The 19614-nt window shown below is 34.4% G+C and carries 22 protein-coding genes; 15 read left to right on the top strand and 7 right to left on the bottom strand.

Annotated features, from left to right (window positions below; all coding sequences use genetic code 11):
• From PQ963_00660 to PQ963_00625, 8 genes are all read left to right on the top strand, one after another.
• Positions 1–960, top strand: a 960-nt coding sequence (locus tag PQ963_00660) for a 50S ribosomal protein L11 methyltransferase (protein ID MEN4028183.1), incomplete at its 5' end; no start/stop codon positions are given.
• A complete protein-coding gene (hycI, locus tag PQ963_00655) occupies positions 926–1408 on the top strand; it encodes a hydrogenase maturation peptidase HycI (protein MEN4028182.1) in 483 nt (160 codons plus the stop codon). The genes PQ963_00660 and hycI, both read left to right, overlap by 35 nt.
• A 324-nt stretch (positions 1409–1732) precedes the next feature.
• Positions 1733–2848, top strand: a complete 1116-nt coding sequence (locus tag PQ963_00650) for an ATP-grasp domain-containing protein (GenBank protein MEN4028181.1) — start codon at positions 1733–1735, stop codon at positions 2846–2848.
• Between the two features lie 83 nt (positions 2849–2931).
• Positions 2932–4011, top strand: a complete 1080-nt coding sequence (locus tag PQ963_00645) for a glycosyltransferase family 4 protein (protein ID MEN4028180.1) — start codon at positions 2932–2934, stop codon at positions 4009–4011.
• A gap of 14 nt (positions 4012–4025) precedes the next feature.
• Positions 4026–5594 (top strand): Mur ligase family protein, encoded by a 1569-nt coding sequence (locus PQ963_00640; protein MEN4028179.1) that lies wholly within the window; start codon positions 4026–4028, stop codon positions 5592–5594.
• Between the two features lie 66 nt (positions 5595–5660).
• A complete protein-coding gene (locus PQ963_00635; protein MEN4028178.1) occupies positions 5661–6113 on the top strand; it encodes a hypothetical protein in 453 nt (150 codons plus the stop codon).
• Positions 6114–6134: 21 nt separating this feature from the next.
• Entirely contained in the window at positions 6135–7382 is a 1248-nt protein-coding gene (locus PQ963_00630) for a hypothetical protein (GenBank protein ID MEN4028177.1), read from the top strand.
• Between the two features lie 32 nt (positions 7383–7414).
• On the top strand, positions 7415–7774 hold the full coding sequence (locus PQ963_00625) for a DUF356 domain-containing protein (GenBank protein ID MEN4028176.1): 360 nt from the start codon (positions 7415–7417) through the stop codon (positions 7772–7774).
• 26 nt (positions 7775–7800) lie between these two features.
• On the opposite strand, the gene PQ963_00620 is transcribed toward PQ963_00625, so the two are convergent.
• Positions 7801–8259: a multiprotein bridging factor aMBF1 gene (locus PQ963_00620; GenBank protein ID MEN4028175.1), complete on the bottom strand. Its 459-nt coding sequence runs from the start codon at positions 8257–8259 to the stop codon at positions 7801–7803.
• 276 nt (positions 8260–8535) lie between these two features.
• Here PQ963_00620 and PQ963_00615 point away from each other — a divergent pair, with 276 nt between their 5' ends.
• On the top strand, positions 8536–9768 hold the full coding sequence (locus PQ963_00615) for a proteasome-activating nucleotidase (GenBank protein ID MEN4028174.1): 1233 nt from the start codon (positions 8536–8538) through the stop codon (positions 9766–9768).
• A 265-nt stretch (positions 9769–10033) separates the two neighbouring features.
• Positions 10034–10504 carry a hypothetical protein gene (locus PQ963_00610; protein MEN4028173.1) on the top strand — a complete coding sequence of 157 codons (471 nt, stop codon included), beginning with the start codon at positions 10034–10036 and terminating at the stop codon, positions 10502–10504.
• 18 nt (positions 10505–10522) lie between these two features.
• On the opposite strand, the gene PQ963_00605 is transcribed toward PQ963_00610, so the two are convergent.
• The gene (locus tag PQ963_00605) at positions 10523–11251 is read right to left on the bottom strand and encodes a UPF0280 family protein (GenBank protein ID MEN4028172.1); all 729 of its coding nucleotides are present in this window, start codon (positions 11249–11251) and stop codon (positions 10523–10525) included.
• A 132-nt stretch (positions 11252–11383) separates the two neighbouring features.
• Here PQ963_00605 and PQ963_00600 point away from each other — a divergent pair, with 132 nt between their 5' ends.
• On the top strand, positions 11384–11983 hold the full coding sequence (locus tag PQ963_00600) for a PH domain-containing protein (protein ID MEN4028171.1): 600 nt from the start codon (positions 11384–11386) through the stop codon (positions 11981–11983).
• Positions 11984–12120: 137 nt separating this feature from the next.
• On the opposite strand, the gene PQ963_00595 is transcribed toward PQ963_00600, so the two are convergent.
• The 3 genes from PQ963_00595 to PQ963_00585 all read right to left on the bottom strand — a co-directional run bounded on the left by PQ963_00595 (position 12121) and on the right by PQ963_00585 (position 14432).
• Entirely contained in the window at positions 12121–12384 is a 264-nt protein-coding gene (locus PQ963_00595; protein MEN4028170.1) for a hypothetical protein, read from the bottom strand.
• Between the two features lie 52 nt (positions 12385–12436).
• Positions 12437–13840: an MFS transporter gene (locus PQ963_00590; GenBank protein MEN4028169.1), complete on the bottom strand. Its 1404-nt coding sequence runs from the start codon at positions 13838–13840 to the stop codon at positions 12437–12439.
• Between the two features lie 208 nt (positions 13841–14048).
• A complete protein-coding gene (locus tag PQ963_00585; protein ID MEN4028168.1) occupies positions 14049–14432 on the bottom strand; it encodes a hypothetical protein in 384 nt (127 codons plus the stop codon).
• Positions 14433–14694: 262 nt separating this feature from the next.
• Between PQ963_00585 and PQ963_00580 the strand changes: the two genes are divergently transcribed.
• From PQ963_00580 to PQ963_00570, 3 genes are all read left to right on the top strand, one after another.
• Positions 14695–14979 carry a hypothetical protein gene (locus PQ963_00580; GenBank protein MEN4028167.1) on the top strand — a complete coding sequence of 95 codons (285 nt, stop codon included), beginning with the start codon at positions 14695–14697 and terminating at the stop codon, positions 14977–14979.
• A gap of 44 nt (positions 14980–15023) precedes the next feature.
• A complete protein-coding gene (locus PQ963_00575; GenBank protein MEN4028166.1) occupies positions 15024–15317 on the top strand; it encodes a pyridoxal-dependent decarboxylase in 294 nt (97 codons plus the stop codon).
• A gap of 146 nt (positions 15318–15463) precedes the next feature.
• Positions 15464–16675 carry a cation:proton antiporter gene (locus tag PQ963_00570; protein MEN4028165.1) on the top strand — a complete coding sequence of 404 codons (1212 nt, stop codon included), beginning with the start codon at positions 15464–15466 and terminating at the stop codon, positions 16673–16675.
• A gap of 22 nt (positions 16676–16697) precedes the next feature.
• Here the strand turns inward: PQ963_00570 and PQ963_00565 are convergent, their stop codons facing one another.
• On the bottom strand, positions 16698–18233 hold the full coding sequence (locus tag PQ963_00565; protein ID MEN4028164.1) for an MFS transporter: 1536 nt from the start codon (positions 18231–18233) through the stop codon (positions 16698–16700).
• Positions 18234–18294: 61 nt separating this feature from the next.
• The gene (locus PQ963_00560) at positions 18295–18813 is read right to left on the bottom strand and encodes a DUF308 domain-containing protein (protein ID MEN4028163.1); all 519 of its coding nucleotides are present in this window, start codon (positions 18811–18813) and stop codon (positions 18295–18297) included.
• A gap of 239 nt (positions 18814–19052) precedes the next feature.
• On the opposite strand from PQ963_00560, the gene PQ963_00555 reads away from it, so the two are divergent.
• Positions 19053–19565: a hypothetical protein gene (locus tag PQ963_00555; GenBank protein ID MEN4028162.1), complete on the top strand. Its 513-nt coding sequence runs from the start codon at positions 19053–19055 to the stop codon at positions 19563–19565.
• Positions 19566–19614: the final 49 nt, after the last annotated feature.

The raw sequence follows: 19614 nt of genomic DNA, 5'->3' as shown, positions 1-19614 counted from the left end.
TCAAAATCGGAGATTTTGAAGGCCGTCAAACACGAAGTGTTTGGGCAGTCAAAATCGGAGATTTTGAAGGCCGTCAAACACGAAGTGTTTGGGCAGTCAAAATCGGAGATTTTGAAGGCCGTCAAACACGAAGTGTTTGGGCAGTCAAAATCGGAGATTTTGAAGGCCGTCAAACACGAAGTGTTTGGGCAGTCAAAATCGGAGATTTTGAAGGCCGTCAAACACGAAGTGTTTGGGCAGTCAAAATCGGAGATTTTGAAGGCCGGAGGAATTGTTTATGATATTGGTGCAGGCTGTGGAATTTTATCTATTTTAGCTTCTTTTTATTTTAACACAGTGTATTCTGTTGAAATTGATCCTAATATTGCTAATATTGCTGAATTTAATTTTAAGCCGTTTGATAATATCCATCTAATTAATAAAGATGCAAAGGAACTTATTTTTCAGGATAAGGCTGATTTGATTATTTGTGAGATGTTAGATACTGCCCTAATTGATGAGGAACAGGTTCCAGTGATTAATTCTATTTTAAAATTCCTTAAAAAAGACGGAGAAGTTATTCCATGCAGAATTCTAAATGGTGCCGAAATTATCAGTATGGATAGGGATTACATCTGTTATGAAGACCCTGAATCAAATCAAAAACCCTATTATGAAGTAATGAGCAATTTCATAATCTACAGTGAAATTAATTTTAAAAATAGAATCGAAGAAAATTTAGAGGCGAATATTGAGTTTAAAATCTTAAAAAACGGGATTTTATCAGGAATTAAAATCACCACATTTACTGTTCTTACAGAAAATATAATTTGCGGACCTACACCAATGTTAAATCCTCCGTTACTTGTCCCTATAGAAAAAATCAGTGTATATATAGGAAATCGCATAAATGTTAAACTCAGTTACCGGATGGGTGGTGGATTAAATAGCATTAAAGCAACAGCTGAAAAAATTTCTTAAAAATCATGGGAAAGTAGTTATTCTGGGCATCGGAAATGAAATAAAAGGTGATGATGCTGCTGGACCCAGTACCGCATGGAAACTAACTGAATTATTTGAAGAAAATGGCGAAGTAGTTGTTTTTGACGGAGGGACCGTACCTGAAAATTATACAGGCCTGATAAGGAAAGAAAAGCCCACACATATCATTTTAGTGGATGCAGTGGAAATGAAAAATGATCCCGGATATATTAGAGTTGTTAAAAAAGAGGAAATAGTCAATTATAACCTTTCAACTCATGCCATGCCTGTTTCATTTTTGATAAAATTCATGGAAAGCACAATTGATGCAGACATAATTCTAATTGGTATTCAGCCTGAAAAAATGGATCTTGGTGAGGGAATATCTAAAGAAGTGGAAAAAAGTATTGGAATCGTGGTAAATACTCTTTTTGAGTTAATAAATTAACTCAAATGTCTTTTATCATTCCACTAATTACATCTCTGCATGAAGCTACTGCAGGTGCTCCTGAAGTGAGCAGCACAACTCCCAGAAGCTCAGCTATTTCTTCTTTATAGCTTCATGTCTTTCTTTTACCATTTCGATCACCACTTACTAATATCAATTTTAATAAATTTTACTGAGTTTATCATAAATACATTTACGACATTTACGTTTGGTTTTAAATATGTTAAAATCAAGATAGAGAATGAATAAAAATAAACTTCTTTATACATTTAAACCAAATTAAATATTATTGCCATATTAATTTACTGGTTTTCAGTGATAAAAATGAAGATACTGTTTATAGGAGCAAGGCTTTTCGACGATATATCATTATATACAAAAAATGAAGGGATTACATCTGTGTTAACAGAATCAAACCCTGATTCACCCAATTTGAAGTTACCAGATATTCACTACATTGTTCCAAGGGGGATGGAAGCACCTAAAGAAATTGCAATTAAAGAAGATGTGGATGCAGTTTTACCTTTAATTGGGATAGATAAACCTCTTATTGAAGTTGCAAGGCTAAAAAAAGAGCTTGAAACTGATTATGGAATCCCTGTAGTGGCATCTCCACTAAAAACAGTTATTACTGCCAGAGACAAGCTTAAAACCAAAGAATTTTTCATTAAAAATCAAATAAATACCCCTCTTTTCAGTAAAATTTCAAAAAATGGGCAAAAGCTACAATTACCTGCTGTAGTTAAAAAATTAGAAGGTCAGGGTGGAAGTGGAGTAAAAATTGTCTGGAATGAAGAGGATTATAATAGTATAATGCCAGATTTTGAAGGTGCATTTGCAGAGGAATTTATTGATGGCACAGAAATATCCATTGAGGTTTTAAGACATAATGGAAAAGCAGTTCCTCTTGTACCGGTTTATAAAGGAAAAACAACTATTGAAGGTACTCATCCCCTGGATAAACTTAAAACCGCTCCCTTAAATATAAATGGTCTGGATAATGAAGAATTAAGAAAAAAAGCCAGTATGATCGCTGATTTTTTAGGTGCTGAAGGTGTTATTGATATTGATGTCATATTTGATGAAAAAGAGAATATCAGCTACTTTATAGAGATAAACACCCGTCCAAGCGGCACAAGATATTTAACTGCAGCCTCCACAAATGTAAGTCCTATGCATGAACTTGTTGATATGGCTACAGGTAAATGGAATTACAAAGAAACAGAGAAAAAAATTGAAAAATACTGCGCTCTCGAGATACCTGTAGGGAATTATAAAAGGGAAGAAAATGATTATAAATTCAGAGAGTTTAAAGGCAGCAATTCATGGATAATTCACGGCCCTCAAAATTTCCAGCGGATCACAATCCGTGCTGAAACTCTGGAAAAAGCATTTAATACAGCACAAAAGTTAAATATTGATTATAAAAAGTTTCAATAACTTGAAAGTAAGCAAAGATTAAAATTCATGTAAATACAGATTAAAATATAGAAATTAATTGAAATTAGAAATCAGGTGGTAAGTTGAGTATTTCACAGATAGATATTTTCATATTTCTTCTTGCATTCATATCAACAGTATTTTTCACTTTATTTGTAAGAAAAATCTTAAAGGATGCCAATATAACTGATAAACCAATTGTAACAGAACACAGCCATAAAACAGGAACTCCAACTATGGGAGGACTTGCAATACTTCTTGGAATTCTTCTTACTGCATGTATTTATTTTGAAAATTCTAATTTAACCATTACAGTAATGCTGATGATTACATCTGGTATAATAGGCCTTATGGATGACTTAATAGGCCTTAAAACCAGAGAAATTCAAAAAAAAGTCAGAAATATTTCTTCCCTTACAATTGAAATGGGCAGATTAATGCTTAAACCGGGTGAAGAAGCACGTGTTACAACACCTAAGGCTAAAAAAGACCTTAAAAAGCATCTAAAAGAAAAGAACGTTGAAATAATAGGGGAAACACCTATAAAAAGCGAAGTTAAAGAAAGCGAAAAAATATTCGCCCAATTTTTAATTTCCCTGTTTTTGATAGGCTCCGGTGCAGTTAGTTCTGCGGTGCTTGGATTTGATCTTGGGATCTTTGTAATTCCAGTGATAATATTTGGTATAATTGGTGCAATAAATTCTGTAAACCTGATTGATGGTATGGACGGCCTTGCAGCAGGTATACTGGCAATAGCATCCACTGCATGCGCAATTTTCTCCATTTTTACTGGAAACACTGATGGCTCGATTCCATTTATTGCACTTGCTGGTGTGTCATTCGGTTTCCTTGCACTGAACAGGTATCCTGCTTCAATATTCATGGGAGATACAGGATCATTTGCTTTAGGTGCAGGATATATCACAGCAGCATTCTTAGGTGATATAATTTATTTTGCACTAATTGCACTTTCTGTTCCAATACTTTCTGTTGTAGTTAGCCTTTTGCACCGTGCTAAAATCATTAAGTTACCTGTAGAGCCATTGCATCATACTTTACATTACAAAGGGCTTTCTGAAAGGAAAATCGTTGCACTCTACTGGTTAATTACCATTGTAATATGTGTTATAGCACTTTATTTCTACCATTACTTCATAATTTAATCCTGTGTGAGAAAATGAAAGAACTTAAAGCATCAGAAATTGCAGAAAAAATAGAAGGAAAACTAAAAGGGCCTGATAAAGTAATAAAAGGTATTTTTAACATCTTAAAAGATGCAAAAAATGGTGATGCAGTAATAAGGCACTGGATAGATGAAAAAGGAGTAGAAATTGCCGCTAAAAAAGGTGTTTCATGCTTAATAACTCAAAGTCCCAAAGATGGTGCAGTTGAAACCGCCGAACACGAAGTGTTCGAGGCATCAAAATCAAAGCCCTCAAACACGGAGTGTTTGGGGCCCTCGGAAATTCTACGAATTTCCGGGGCATCGAAAATCAAAGATTTTCGAAGGCCCCAAAATCGAAGATTTTGTGGGATTTTGAAAGCCGCCGAAAAATTAGGACTCTCATTAATAGTTACCGAAAAAATTGAACTTGCCAGTGCATTTGCCATAAAGTGGGCAATTAATAAATTTGCCAGGAATTCACTGCGTGTTGTGGTAACCGGAACTAACGGGAAGTCAACAACTGCTCACATGATTTATAGCATTTTGAATGAATCAGGATATAGCACCTATACCAATACTGACTCAAAATCTGAATTTAATACCCTCATTGATCCAATGGTTTCCAAACAAATAGCTGAATTTGAACATGACATAGACGCAATGGTTATAGAAGTTTCTGAAGTACAGGGATGGCTTAATAACATAATGCAAGATCATGCTTTTCTAATGACCTCTGCAGTTGATCCTGATGTGGTTGTTATAACTAACGTGGCTTTGGATCATATAGGTCTTGTAAACTCCATAGAAGAAACCTATGATGAAACTTCTGGGGCTGTAAAAGCACTTAAAAAAGAAAATGGTCATTTAGTTTTGAACTCGGATGATCCTCTCGTAAAAAAGATGGAAAATCTTACATCAAATGAGATTCTGTTTTTTGGGAAAAATAGAGACATAGATCTGCTTGATGATGGAATTTCTTATAAAGGAGATGTTTTGATAAAAAAAGAGGATCTGCCCTTTAAAAGCAATCATTTTATTCAAAACACCATGGCTGCTGTAGGCGCGGCATTAAGTTTGAAAGTTGATCCTGAAATAATTAGAAATGCTCTTAAATCATACACTCCTTTAAATAGGCGTTTTACAATAATTAATAAAAATCCGTGCATCATAGATGATTTTGCACATAATCCTGATGGAATAAAGGCCACAATAAAAAATGCTGCATTAATGGCAAATGAGAATTTTTATGTTGTTTCAGCTATTAGAGGTTCAAGAGGTGAATTTATTAATCAAATTAATGCAGAAGCCATTGCAGAAGGGCTTAAAAATATCCCATATAAACTCATTATAACAAGTAGCAGCGATGTTGTGGATGATTTGAACATGGTTAAGGACAATGAGAAAAAAGTTTTTATGGACACTCTCCAAAAGAAAGGGATAAAATATATCTTTTATGAAAGACTATATGATGCATTAGAAAAGGTACTTAGATCATCAAAAAGCAATGATACAATTTTATTAATTGGGGCACAGGGTATGGATCCTGCAAATGGACTTTTAAATAAAATTTTAGATTTTTAGATGTTGAAAATCCTTAAAATAACATGTTAATACAAAATAACAGTGCATTAACTTTCGGTGAGTGAAATGTTCCTAAAAATAAGAAGAGATACTTTAATCATTCTGATGCTGGCCTTTATATTAATCGTTTCAGGAAGAACTATGAGTTATATGTCTTATGCTACAAATACAGGCTCAGATCAGGGTGTGCCAGTATCTGGAGTAATTATAAAAGGAAATGACATAGTCCCAACTGATTCAATTAGAGGTAACATAGCACAGTCAGGTTTTAGATCAGGAAGTTATATCAGGGGAGACACACTTGTAACCGGAAAACGAGAATTACCCCTAAGTGAAGCCATAGAAAGCGCTAAAAAGTTTGCAACATTAACTACTATTCCCGGCACAAGATTAACCCCAATAGTGGCTGCGGATGTTAAAGTGGATAAAGAAAAGGGAATTGTTACAGTAAATGTTATAGAAGATTTCTCGAATCTACAGGTAGCCCCTACAGGAGTAAATCCTTCAGCAGAAGTATGAGGTAGAAATACGATGAAAAATATGATAAAATTACTTTTATTTATTCTTACAATTAATATGCTGATTGCACCTGCAGCAGCAACAGGTAACATAGTTATAATTACGGATCCTACTGGAGGAGACCCTAACGGAGCTGCAGCAGGGAGTATGTCTTTTGCTCAAAACATGTTTCAGTCTACCTTTTTACTTTCAAAGGATAATAATTTTGCCGTTCTTTCTGGGGGTGAAGGTGATTCTATTGCTCGGTTGGGTTCTGTTGTGGAAACCATTAACCGTCTTAAAGCAGGAGCATCACCAGAAGAAGCTGCATCTGCTGCAGGATCATTTCCAGGAGTCAGGATAATGGTTGGGACTGCTACCAGGGGCGCTGCAGTGGGCGGTTCATTTGATGCTTATGTGGTAATGGTGGAAAATGATGGAACAATTACAGTTACTCCCTACACTGGAGGGACTGCAGTTTTACCTGCCGGAAAGAAAGGAGCTATAATTCACTTGAGAAACACCCAGGGTAATCCTATGTATGGAACAGCGACTAGCGTACGTCAGGAAACTGCAGTAAACATCGGAAAAATGATAAGGGACGGTTACTCTGCCACATATATACTTGGACAGGCCTTTAAACAGATATCAAATGACGCTGGTGAAAAATACGGTGGTGGGGGGGCAAATCTGGTTTCAGGAGTGACTACCGGAGACATGTTCACTCCAGAAAAGTTGAATACAACTGGTTATCCTATGAACTCTCCTTACAGTAAAGTATGTCCAACAGATGGTTGGAGTATTGGTTTTCCTGCTGCAGAAAATTATCAGGTTTGTCCAAATGATGGAACACCTCTTAAAACCATCTATGCTTATGATGCTTTGGGTAATGCACTTACAGTAAGTGGTCAATCAGTACAGGTCTCAGTATATGGATCTGATGAACTTGGCATAAAATCAACAACAAGAGAAATTGTTGCTTTAACTGTCCGGAAAAAAGGATACAACAACGTGGAAATAGCAAATAGTATTAACCGGGCAATAGATAATGGGATTTTGGTAGGGGTCAATCACGTGGAACCAAAGGACATCAACACTGTAGAAAGATCAAGAGCAGTGGGAGTATATTTTAAACCTCTTCCAGACCGTAGATCATCCCCGCCATGGGACTTACCAGTAAGCTCATCTATTCTTGACTTAATTGGGAATATACAAACTGCAATTGGTCTAATTTTAGTGTTGCTGGTTTTATTTAGAAGCAGTCTGATAAAATCGTTTAAAAATAGATAAAATCTAAAAATTTTATTTTAAAAGTGATGAAAATGGCTTTAATTTTAATTCGGGCAGACAACCAGGAAAAACTTTTAAATGCACTTGCAGACATTGAAAGGCATGCCAGTTTAAAAATAGCAGGTAAACCTAAAATACTTGATTCTAAAAAAGCAGACCTGCTTGCAAAGAGAATTCTTAAACAGAATTTAAGGACAGAAAGTAAAATAGCAGTTATTGTAAAAGTTTTAGAAGATACAACAAAAAGTATAATGCATATAAAAAAAATACATCCCCCAGCACACATAGTAGTTGTAAGTGATGAATACAGCGAATTTAAGGAAATAAAACAACTTTATACTATTTTACCTCCACTTAAAGGTTATTATTCCCATAAAAGGATGTTAAATTAGGAATTGAACACAGATTCAATCTAAATTTAATTTCTCTTAATTCGAGCTATATCTCCAATTGTAGCGCCTTTAGAGGCGATAGATCCTATATCTTCTCTTTGTACGTCATCCTGTTTTTCAATTAGTTTTATATTTAATGTTCTTTCTAATTTTCTTGCAAGCTTTATGTCAGGAATCATTTTTCCAGATTCAATTCTGTTTACCACAGAAGCCTTTTCATACAATTTTTCGGCAAGTTCCTCACGAGACCAGTTATTCCTTTCCCTTGCAGCTCTTATTATTTTATTATAATCCTCTACAACCTCTTCTGAAGGTTCTCTAAATCTCCGGGCGCTCTTAATCGGCCTATGTTTTACTGGTTTTGGTGGTTCTCTTTGTATTTTTCCAAACTTAGCACATTCATTGCATGTAACCATAATTGAGCTTTCAATTTTTGTTTTTGTTGGCTTTCCAATTATTTTCTTTCCACATATCTCGCATCTCATGTTATCCCTGTACTAAAACAATTGATCCACTTGAAAAACATTCTTTCATAATTAGTTGATTAACCCTTTTTTAAATAATTTATTTTTTTAAATTAAACAGGTTGTACTAATCTTTTTTTCATTATATCTGTACCTCAATATTTAAATATTATTAAAACTAAAATATGACTTGAACTATTTATATATTTTTTAACCAAATACAGAAGGCATGAAATGTTTGAATGCCCGAACACTTCGTGTTCGCTGATATGAAAAATTCAGGAGTGAGTACGGATCATGGAAAACATGTCCAAAAATATAATGAAAAAGACCGAAGATCTTAAAAGGGAAATAAAACTCCTAAAAGAAGAGAATACTAAAACAAAAAGAAACTTAATGTGGAAAGTAAGAAAACTTGAAAAGGACAAAGTTTTAGTTGAAAATGAAAAAATGAGGCTTGACAGGGAAGTAAAATCCCTTAGAGGAGAGATTGAAAGATTCAGATCTCCACCACTTGTAGTAGCTACCATTACAGAAGTATTAGAAGATGGAAAACTTGTAGTAAAAAGCAGCACTGGACCTCATTTTGTAATTGGATATTCACGTTTATTAGATACAAGTTCACTTGAACCTGGTGCAAGGGTAGCTTTAAATCAACAGACATTCAGTATTGTAAATGTCTTGCCATCAGAGAAAGACCCACTTATAACAGGAATGGAAGTTGATGAAAGGCCAGATGTAAGTTATGCGGAAATAGGTGGGCTTGAAGAACAGGTAGTTGAAATTAAAGAGACTGTAGAGTTGCCGCTTAAAAAACCTGAATTATTTACAAACATTGGAATTGAACCTCCAAAAGGAGTGCTGCTTTATGGTCCTCCAGGAACAGGTAAGACCTTACTTGCAAAGGCAGTTGCTAACGAAACCAATGCAACATTCATAAAAATTGTAGCATCAGAGTTCGTTAAAAAATACATTGGTGAAGGTGCAAGACTTGTTAGAGGCGTATTCGAACTTGCAAAAGAAAAAGCCCCAAGTATAATCTTTATTGATGAAATTGATGCAATTGCAGCCAAGCGGCTTAAAAGTTCCACCAGTGGTGACAGGGAAGTCCAAAGGACACTGATGCAGCTTCTAGCAGAAATGGACGGGTTTGAAGCCAGAGGCGATGTTGGGATAGTTGCAGCAACCAACAGACCGGACATACTGGATCCTGCACTTTTACGTCCTGGAAGATTTGACCGGTTCATAGAAGTACCTATACCAAACGAAGATGGTAGAATGGAAATATTAAATATTCACACCAAAAGCATGTCTTTGAGTGAAGAAGTGGATGTAAGGCTTGTAGCATCGCTTGCAGAAGGTGCTTCAGGCGCTGATCTTAAAGCAATATGTACAGAAGCAGGTATGTTTGCAATAAGGGAAGAGAGATCCACTGTTACAATGAACGACTTCATGGACGCTATTGATAAGATTGTGGGACTTGAAAAAGAAGAAGAAGTTAGAAGAGAAACCGGCGTAATGTACGGTTAAACTCCTTTATTTTTTAGTTTTTTAAGCCAATGATGAACCCTATGAGCTCTGATTGGTGATGAATGATGGGCGAACTGAGGCTTAACTTTACAACCCCTTAAGCTTTAAACTATATTAGGTTTGAAGTTTAAATAATACATTATTATATAATTATAATAATTTTGGTGGGTTAATGTCTTATCTTATCTGCAAAAAGTGTGGAGGTCACTATAAACTAAAGGAAGGAGAATCTCCAGAAAATCCTCAAAATCTTCGATTTTGGGACATGAAAAACGAAGTTTTCGTGTATTTTGAATCCTGTGAATGCGGAGGCAAGTTAAAATATGTTCAAAATTTTAATTCACATTTTGAAAAAAATCATTCAAATTTCATTAAAGAACATTCAGCTAAAGAAACAATTATTACAATATCATCAATAATTGCAGGAATTTTAGTCGTTTTAATACCTCAATTATTGATATTTAATGAAAATTATGCATTACTTCTCCTTGTACTTGGTGGTTTAGTATCATCTTTAACAGTAAAAAATAATGATGTTACATTAAATGCAGCTATTGTTGGTTTAGTTGCTGGTTTAATTCTCCTGATTTTCAGGAGCAATATAACATTTAGCAATGAAATGTCTTATTTTGTTACACTGGAAATGGTTGGTCCTCTTTTAATACTCATTATTTTTGGAGTTTTTGGAGGATTAATTAATATTTTTGTGAGATTTTTAATTTCAAAATACAGATAAAGGATAATACAAAAGCTATCAATATATATCAAATAAATCTCCCAAAACAACCTTTTTATCTGTTTTTATAAGCTCTGGGATTTTTCCAATTGTTCCTGCTGACCCCCCTACAACTATCATAACTCCTCTGAAATAGAACTTAAAATCATCAGCCCTATCAAGACAGCTTTGAACAGCATCTTCATCTAAATCACCTTTAGCTTCATTTGCAATGCTGGTTGCAAGTGCATCAGCAACACTGGCCTCATCAGCAAATACGGTGACAGAATCTGCCCTTCCAAGACTTATGGAATGACCTACTGTACCTGAAGATGTGCAAATTCCCATAGGAGTCTTTTCATGCTTTATTTTAAAACCAATTTGTCCTGAAAGTGATGAAGTTCCGGCATAAAGGCCCATCACAACATCTTTATTGGTTTTAAGTGCAATATCTCCACCATTTTCTATTATTACATATTCCGCACCTTTATTCACCAAATATTTCATTGAAAGCTCAGACATGGCCCCTGCAACAGCTGCCATTGGACCTACATCAGCGATTTCACCGGCTTTAGCCATTATCTTAGCTATAAAAGGCCCTTCATCCATGTTTACAGGTTCGAAAGATAGTAAAAATTCCCTGTTTTTACGTATATAATTTATAAGCTCCATACGTTGTTTTAAAATGAATTTATCCAATCTATGATTCATTAAATCTGTTTTAAGCAAAATATTGGTTTCATTAATCTGTATTCTTTCTGTGATCATACCAGTTCCTTCTTCTTGACACCTTCAATCACTTTTAAGATCCAGGTTCTTAAATAGGTTTCTGGCTTACATTAAATATATTAAGATTACTAACTCTAAATTAGTGTTATGAATAAAAAAACAGTGATTTAAATGAGAAGTACCCGGGAAGTTCGTTCAGGAGAAGAAGTAGTTTTTAAAACAAGACCGCACTTTTTAATGTATTTGAAGTCTGCTTTAATCAAATTCATGGTTATAGTGTTCATAGTATATTTCTTTAGAGATACAATGTCTTTGGCGGCAGCTTTGCAAAATTTTATCATTAATTATGTTCAGGTTCCCCTTGTACAATCTGTTACAATTATTCTGTTAGTCTTAATCTTTGTGCTGTTTCTTTGGATCATCGGGGATCTGCTTTCATGGAAGTACACATCATATATCATTACAAATACAAGAATAATCTCTAAAAAAGGTATACTCCGTAAAAAAAGGTCTTCAATTCACTTTGACAAAATTCAGGATATAAGGGTTTCGCAGGGGATAATAGAACGTATCATAGCAAGTGGAGATATAGAAATATACAGCGGCCATGATTTTACCACAATGAAACTTTATGATGTTCCAGGTCCCGATAAAGTAGAAAACTTGATTAATCGGGCTATTGAAGGAGATTTTGAATTTAAAAAGCCTTTCAGAAAATCTGAAAAGAATAAGCCAGTGGTGAGTAATTACGAAAGGAAATTTAGAAGGTAGTTTTTTAATAAATAATAAAATTTATTATGAGAGAAAATAAAGCGTTATAATGGTTTGAAATGAATTTAAATACTCTTTTAATTTAAAAACAGAATATTCAAAAAATTAAAATGTGGTTGTGTTTTCTTTAAAATAACTTATGAAAATACCATAACCCACACTAAGAAGGTAAAAATAGTGATTTTTTCCATCAACCCACCAAAGAACAGGTCATTAGCCACACTGTATGCAGTTAGGGCTTCAAAAATCACTACAATAATCCCCGATATGAAAGAGTAACTCACAAAATTTCCCATAGCTACTAATTTTCGAAAACTAATTCCAGTAAGGAAAATTGCAAGTATGATAAACATGGAGGAAAATCCAGCTAAAACTATTCCAATTTTTTTTCCTACATTCAAATATTTTGCTAATTATTACAAATTCCATTTTAGATTACGATCCTGGTTGATCTTATTTGATTTCCTGCTTTTTTATAGTCAAAGATATTAAAATCAATGCAATTACCATAATAACTGCCCCAATTAAAAAAGCATTACGAATTCCTGCAGATACAAGGTCTGGTGTTATATCTGCAATGGTTCCAGGCATTGCTCCTGCAAAGATGGCCATAACTGCAGAAGTAATCAAAATAGCCACTCCAAAACCATTACCCATCATTCGAGATGTGTTTACAAGCCCAGAAGCTATTCCCCTATATTGAATCGGGCTTTCTCCAATGACAAATTTAGTGTTAGGCGGATTAAAAGTAGCCACTGATGCTCCCATTACTAAAAAAGCAACGGCGATGAATACAAGACTTGATAAAGGGTTAAATGAAGCTATGAGGACACAAGCCAAAATACCAATCAATGCTCCTATTAAAGATACTCGATTTGGATCTATTCTATCAGAAAGAATCCCTGCTAGAGGGCCTACAATCATAATAGCGATAGGCATGATAGCAAGAGCCATACCAGATTGACTTACGCTGAATCCTTTGGCTAACTCAAAGTAGAACGGTAATAGAACAACTGCTCCCGAATAGGGCATGTTAAAGAAAAAATTGCCTGCAATTGCAAGAGCTATCTGACGTATACGCACAAAATTCATGTCAAGAAGAGGTTCTGAGGTTCTAGACTCCTGGAAAATGAACAATGCCCAGAAAATTATTGATGTAATGATACTTCCCAATATAATTGAAGAAGTCCATCCAAAATCAAGTCCTTTGTTTAGGGCAAATATCAAGGTTGTTTGAGCTATAAATATTAAAATTATGCCGAAAACATCGATTTTACCCGGTTGGATCTCTGTTTCTTCAAAAACAGCTTTTCCCATTATTATGGCAAAAATCCCAATAGGAATATTGATATAGAATATCCAGTGGAAATTTATGTATTGAGTGATAAAACCACCCAGGACTGGCCCCAATGCCATTCCCAGAGAACCCATTGTAGCAATAATTCCCATATTTCTGCCCCTTACATTTTCTGGAAGGTAAATAGCTACCATAGCCGCGGTTATCGCAGAAAACATAGCAGCACCAACTGCTTGAATAAAACGAGCCATAATTAATGTATCAAAATGTTGAGCAAGGCCGCTCATGGCTGAACCTATGATAAATAAAAAAAATCCTGTAAGAAAAACCTTTTTATAGCCCTTTTGTTGTGCTAACTTTCCAAAAGCAATGAGAAAACTTCCAAGGACTATCATATATATCAAGATAACCCAAAATACGGAACTAGTGCTGACTCCGAAGAATTTGGCCATTGTAGGAAGAGAAACATTAACTATAGACACATCTAAAAATCCCATAAACGCACCTAAAGAAATTACGAGTAAAGTGAGTTTCTGGTTATTTCTCAAAATTTCAAACACTTTGTTCCTCCCATAAAGCCAAATTTACATGTCGACTAATCTATTAATTACTATTCCACAAGTTAGAGGCTGTCATGTAATTAATTTTTGAAAATAGATAAGTTCTATTTTTAACGTCCATCTATCCCCTTTCATGATTTTAAGCCTATTAATCGTTTAGATTTTTTCCATATTTCTAATTATTAGTGCCTCTTAAGTCAAAATAAGGTCATGAAGAATAATTTATAGATATAACTCCCTGACCTCCAGAAGTACTTTGATTAACAACAACGTTCCCATCTTTAATTAGTTGTACATTTAAAGTTCCAGCATTGCCAGTTTTTCGTAAAATAAGATTTACAGAGCCTGGATTCTGACCTAAATTGTATGAAGCACTTCTTTCTCCTTTTATAGTTTGAGTTCCATTATTATATGTTAATATACCACTCCATGAACTATCAGAATTAATTTGAACTATTATATCTGAATTACTTTTCATATTTGAACCTCCAGAAGTGTTTAACTTTGAATTATTGCTACTATTACTGATACATCCAGATGCAAGAACCATTAAAACTAAAATAGCCATTAAAACAACTGCAATTTTTTTCATTTTAATGCATCTCTTTTATTTTATTCTATAAGACAAGATAGAGTTTTTTAGATTAGATACGAAATTCAGTGTCATTACGTATTATTTTAAACAAATTTCATCATAATAATACATTGTTTTTAAATCATAAGTAATCATCGATTTTTGATATTCTCAATCAGGCGCAAATCTGAAATGCAAAAATATAATGACAATCATTTACTTAATATTAATTATTAATAACATAATTAAGAACTTATTCCGAGTATAAAGGAGAATCAACATGTTATCTCGAAAACATGATTTAAGTAAGATGAATAAAGAAGAAAAGGAACATACAGCTTATACAACCACTTATGGAAGTCGATATTTTTCTAAAAGCGTTCCTAAATATGAAATGCCAGAAGAAGGTATGCCTTCAAGGGCAGCTTATCAACTAATCCATGATGAATTAAATCTGGACGGAAATCCTGCTTTAAATCTAGCCAGCTTTGTAACAACATGGATGGAAGGCGAAGCTGACAGGCTGATAATGGAAAGTATGGATAAAAACTATGTGGATAACTAGATGAGTATCCTCAAACGGAAAAAATACAGGATAGAGCTGTAAACATGCTAGCTCGGCTTTTTAATGCCCCATCTGATTGCAAATCCATAGGTACAGGCACTATCGGATCCTCTGAAGCAATTATGCTTGGACTTTTAGCTCATAAATGGACATGGAAAAAGCGCCGCCAGGCTGAAGGAAAATCCTATAATAAACCCAACATTGTGATGGGAGCAGATGTGCATACAGTATGGGAGAAGTTTGCACGCTATTTTGATGTAGAACTGAAGCTTACCCCTAAAAAGAGATCTTTATACAATAACTGCAGAAGACATTGCAGTAGTGAGAATGGTTATTAAAGAGAATTTTGGAAGGGATATGGTAGATATATTCTTAAATGACTTAATGAAGACTTACAGTAAGCTTGAAGAAGCTGATATCAAGAAAAAAGATATAAATCATCGTGAAAATCCATCCCTATTGTACTAAGGATTAAGTGAACAAAATGAATGAAATATTAATTTTTTTTGTTACAACATTTATTTTTGCATTATTTTCAAAAAGATTAGCTGGAAGCATTATTACTGCCCATATGGTTTTTATTGCGGCTGGTTTACTGATTGGATGGCTTATAACGAGTTATATTGATATTAGAAACCCTCCAATATCAGATATAGTACTTCTAATTGCAGAAATAGCACTAGTACTCGTCCTATTTAGCGATGCATCTCGAATTGGACCAGGATCGCTTAGAGGAAACAATCTACCAACACGATTACTGGGCATAGGTTTAACGTTAACCATAATTCTAGGAATTATAATTGCTGCTTTGTTATTTACAGATCTTACCATTTGGGAAGCGGGCATAATTGGGGTTGTTCTTGCTCCCACTGATGCAGCTTTAGGACAAATAGTTGTTAAAAATAAAAAATTACCTGATGGCATACGTAAAACGCTGGAAATAGAAAGTGGGCTAAATGATGGATTATCAGTTCCTTTTCTCCTTGTTTTCATAGCTATTGGTCTTGCTGAAGAAACTTTTAGACCAATAGGACTCTTTATAGAAGTAGCATTGGAACAAATAGGTTTAGGAGTGCTGATTGGACTGAGTGTTGGGATAATTGGAGGTTTATTAATAATTAAAGCCAGAAATAGGGACTGGATAACTCCAACATATCAAAGAATTGGATTTTTAGCCATGGCACTTATTTCATTCATAATAGCTGATGAAATAGGCGGAAGTGGATTTATAGCTGCATTTATAGGAGGATTAGCCACCGGTTATGTGATTAAAGATGCGGGAGAGATTTTAACTGATTTCACCGCAGAAGAGGGGCAATTATTAAATCTAGCTGTATTTTTCCTTTTAGGAGTTATTTTAGCCTCCTTAATTGGTAGTGTAACCTGGCAAATTGTTTTATATGCTATTTTAAGCTTAACTGTAATTAGAATGATACCTGTTGCCGTATCCCTGATTGGAACTAAGTTAAATAAAAATTCTATTCTGTTTATTGGATGGTTTGGTCCCAGAGGTCTTGCATCCATTGTTTTAGTTCTTATAGCAATAGAACGACTACATTCTTTTCCAGGCCTTAATACAGTCTTATTAACCGTTCTAATAACAGTTTTATTCAGCATTTTTGCCCATGGAATCACTGCTTCGCCTTTATCAAACCTCTATGCTCGTAAAATCAAAGAACAGTTGAATAATGAATAAAAAACCTAAAAATTAAGATAAATTATGATTTCCTGCTTTTCGATATAAAAATACTGATAATAAACCCTAAAAGCAGAATTAACGTTAAAACATTGAATGTCTGCTTCATTGCAGAGCTAATAGTGGAATCAACAATCTGTGAGGCTTGTGGTACTATTTGTGGAGGTATATTTTGAGGATTAACTGTCTGCATTTTTTCCACATAGTTAAAAAGACTGTCATGTATCTGTTCTGTGGTCATGTTTTCAGCTATGCCTGATGCTTCTATTCCGCTAGTAAGACCAATGAATATTCCAAGTAAGAGTAAAACTCCTATTAAAGCTGTCCCCATAGAATAACCTAAATTTTTAAATGCATTAAGGAAACCAGCAGCATCAGTTTCCTGATCACTTCTTGCAGCAGACATGGTGAGATTAGTAAGCTGTGAAAGTAAAAGACCAATTCCTATCCCAAATACAACTGTTCCAGGTACAATATCCACTATTTGAGTGTTTATGTTAAATGAGTTGCCTAATAGGAATGTTCCAGCTGCTGAAATAATAAATCCCATTATCAAGATATATTTTGAATTTAATCTGGATGATAACCTGGCACCCAGTAATGAAAACAAAAGAATGGTAATAGATGCAGGTAAAAGAGCAACTCCAGTCATAAATGCATTAAGTTTAGTAACCTGCTGCAGAAATACAGGAATTATAAAAAGAAACCCTGCTAAAGGTATTTGTTGTATAATAGAGTTTATATTACCTAATCCAAATACACGATTTTTTAAGAGAGATATATCTGAAAGAGGCTCTAAATCTTTTTTAATTCTTCTCCTCTGCCATAACAAGAAGAGCACAAAGAGAATTGAGCCTGAAGTTATTAATACTGCTACATATTCCCAATATTGAGGTCTTGTTAATAATAAAATGCCAAGGACAATCAAAATTAGGGATACTATTGAAAGTAACACTCCAACTTTGTCTAAATCTTTCCATTTCAAGGTTGGTTTTGATTCGCTTAAGTAATGCCTGAAAATTAGTATAATTGCAACGAAAACAAGTTCTGATCCAAATACCAGCCTCCATGTAATGTATGTAGTGAAAATTCCCCCTACTATTGGGCCAATTGCAGCACCCATTGCTGCTATACCTCCCCAAATTCCAAAAGCAGTGATTCTATCTTTACCTTCGTAAGCAGCCCCAACTATGGTTGTAGTTGCCGGTAAAATCATAGCCGCACCTATTCCTTCCAGAATAGCCCAACCTATAAGGAGCATATGAGCATTGATGCTCAAGGTCGCTATAGTGGTTCCACTAGCGTATATTGCTAATCCCAGAAGAAATGTCTTTTTTCTACCAAGAATATCCTGAAGCTTACTCCCTAACAACATAAATGAAGCAATAATCAGGGCGTATAAAGCAATTATGGCTTGAATAGTCGATAATGTCGTGTTTAAATCCACAACTAACGTAGTTATTGCTACATTCATAGCTGATGAGTCCAGTACAATAATAAAAATTGCCATACATGCAATTATAACTACTCCCCATTTATATTGGCCTTCTTTAGACATAATATCCTCAAATCTTTCTTTGATTTTAAATTAAATGGCTTGTTCATTTTAAGAAATTTTTTTATTCTTGAACAGATGGCTTTACCAATTCAGATGGACTAACAAAGAATAGAGCAATACCCTCGATTATTAGCCATATTCCTATTAATACTGCTAAATAATAGGGATTCCATGCATATGAAGCCAATATTATGTATAAAATACCGAGAATAACTCCCAATCCACCAGATCCTTTAGTAACAGTTCCTTCTTTAGCAAATAAGGACATTATTCCTGCTATTATGAGGAAAAATCCTGCAAAGAAGAGCCAGAAACTTGCTAAGAAGCTAAATGCAAGTATATTTCCAAATAAACCAATACCTCCTATTATAGCAATAAGACCCAGTATTAAATATGCTACACTACCTGCTTTGCTGGTACTCCAAACACCTAAACTTTGAACCAGTACCCAGATTCCCAAAAAGATTATGGCAAACCCGGCAAGTACACTGGCAGTAAAGACTCTGAAAAGTGGGAATGCGATCACCAAAATACCAAGTATTACTGCTAAAATACCTAATAAATAATTTCCTTCAGCCATATTTATCACCCCCCACTTAGTACAAACAAGCCATATAAGTAATAAATGTACTATATACTTGGAAGTTAATGAAGTTTACGGAGTCCAAAATACAAAGCCCTAAAATCCTACCACTAAAAAATCTTTCTAAAAAGTGAAGTAACTTAATTGGATAGAAATAACCATTTTTGCATTTTTAAGGATAAGTATAAGTATCATTTATTAAAATATATAATAATACTTTTAACTTTGGTGATAAAATGGAACGTAACCGTTTAATTCTGCCAGGAATAATCGTTGCAGTAGTAGTGATTATTGCTATTATAGCAGCTCTTTCGTTTGGAAATAACGTATTTAACACAGGTAAACTGTATTTCGAATATCCAAAATCATGGGGTCAGAACCATGTAGTAGGAGATTTTACCAATAACTCATTGTATTCTGAAGTCACTTTAACAGCAAATATTCCAAATACACAAAGTCCAACATCATATATTGTTATTCAAATGCAAAGGAAATCTCAAGGGACATTACAGCTTCCAGGAACGAATACAATAGTGATGAATACCACAAATTCAACCGTTGAAACTGCTGATATTGGGAACATTAAAGCATCTCAATTTGGAACACGCGGCCCAGATGTAGCCCAAAAAGTTACAATTATAGAAACAGGTAATTATTACTTTGTTCTGGGATACATTTGTCCACCATATGCGCTGAATCAGACTGAAGAAGCCTATAACATGATCTTAAACACTTTAAACATTTTATAAACAATTTCCTTTTATTTTTGATTTCTATTAAGTAAAAAGTCAAATATCT

It is taken from the genome of Methanobacterium sp. (assembly GCA_039666455.1).
GTDB lineage: Archaea > Methanobacteriota > Methanobacteria > Methanobacteriales > Methanobacteriaceae > Methanobacterium_D.
Note: the sequence above shows the minus strand (reverse complement) of the source record. Positions and strands in the feature narration are given on the sequence as shown.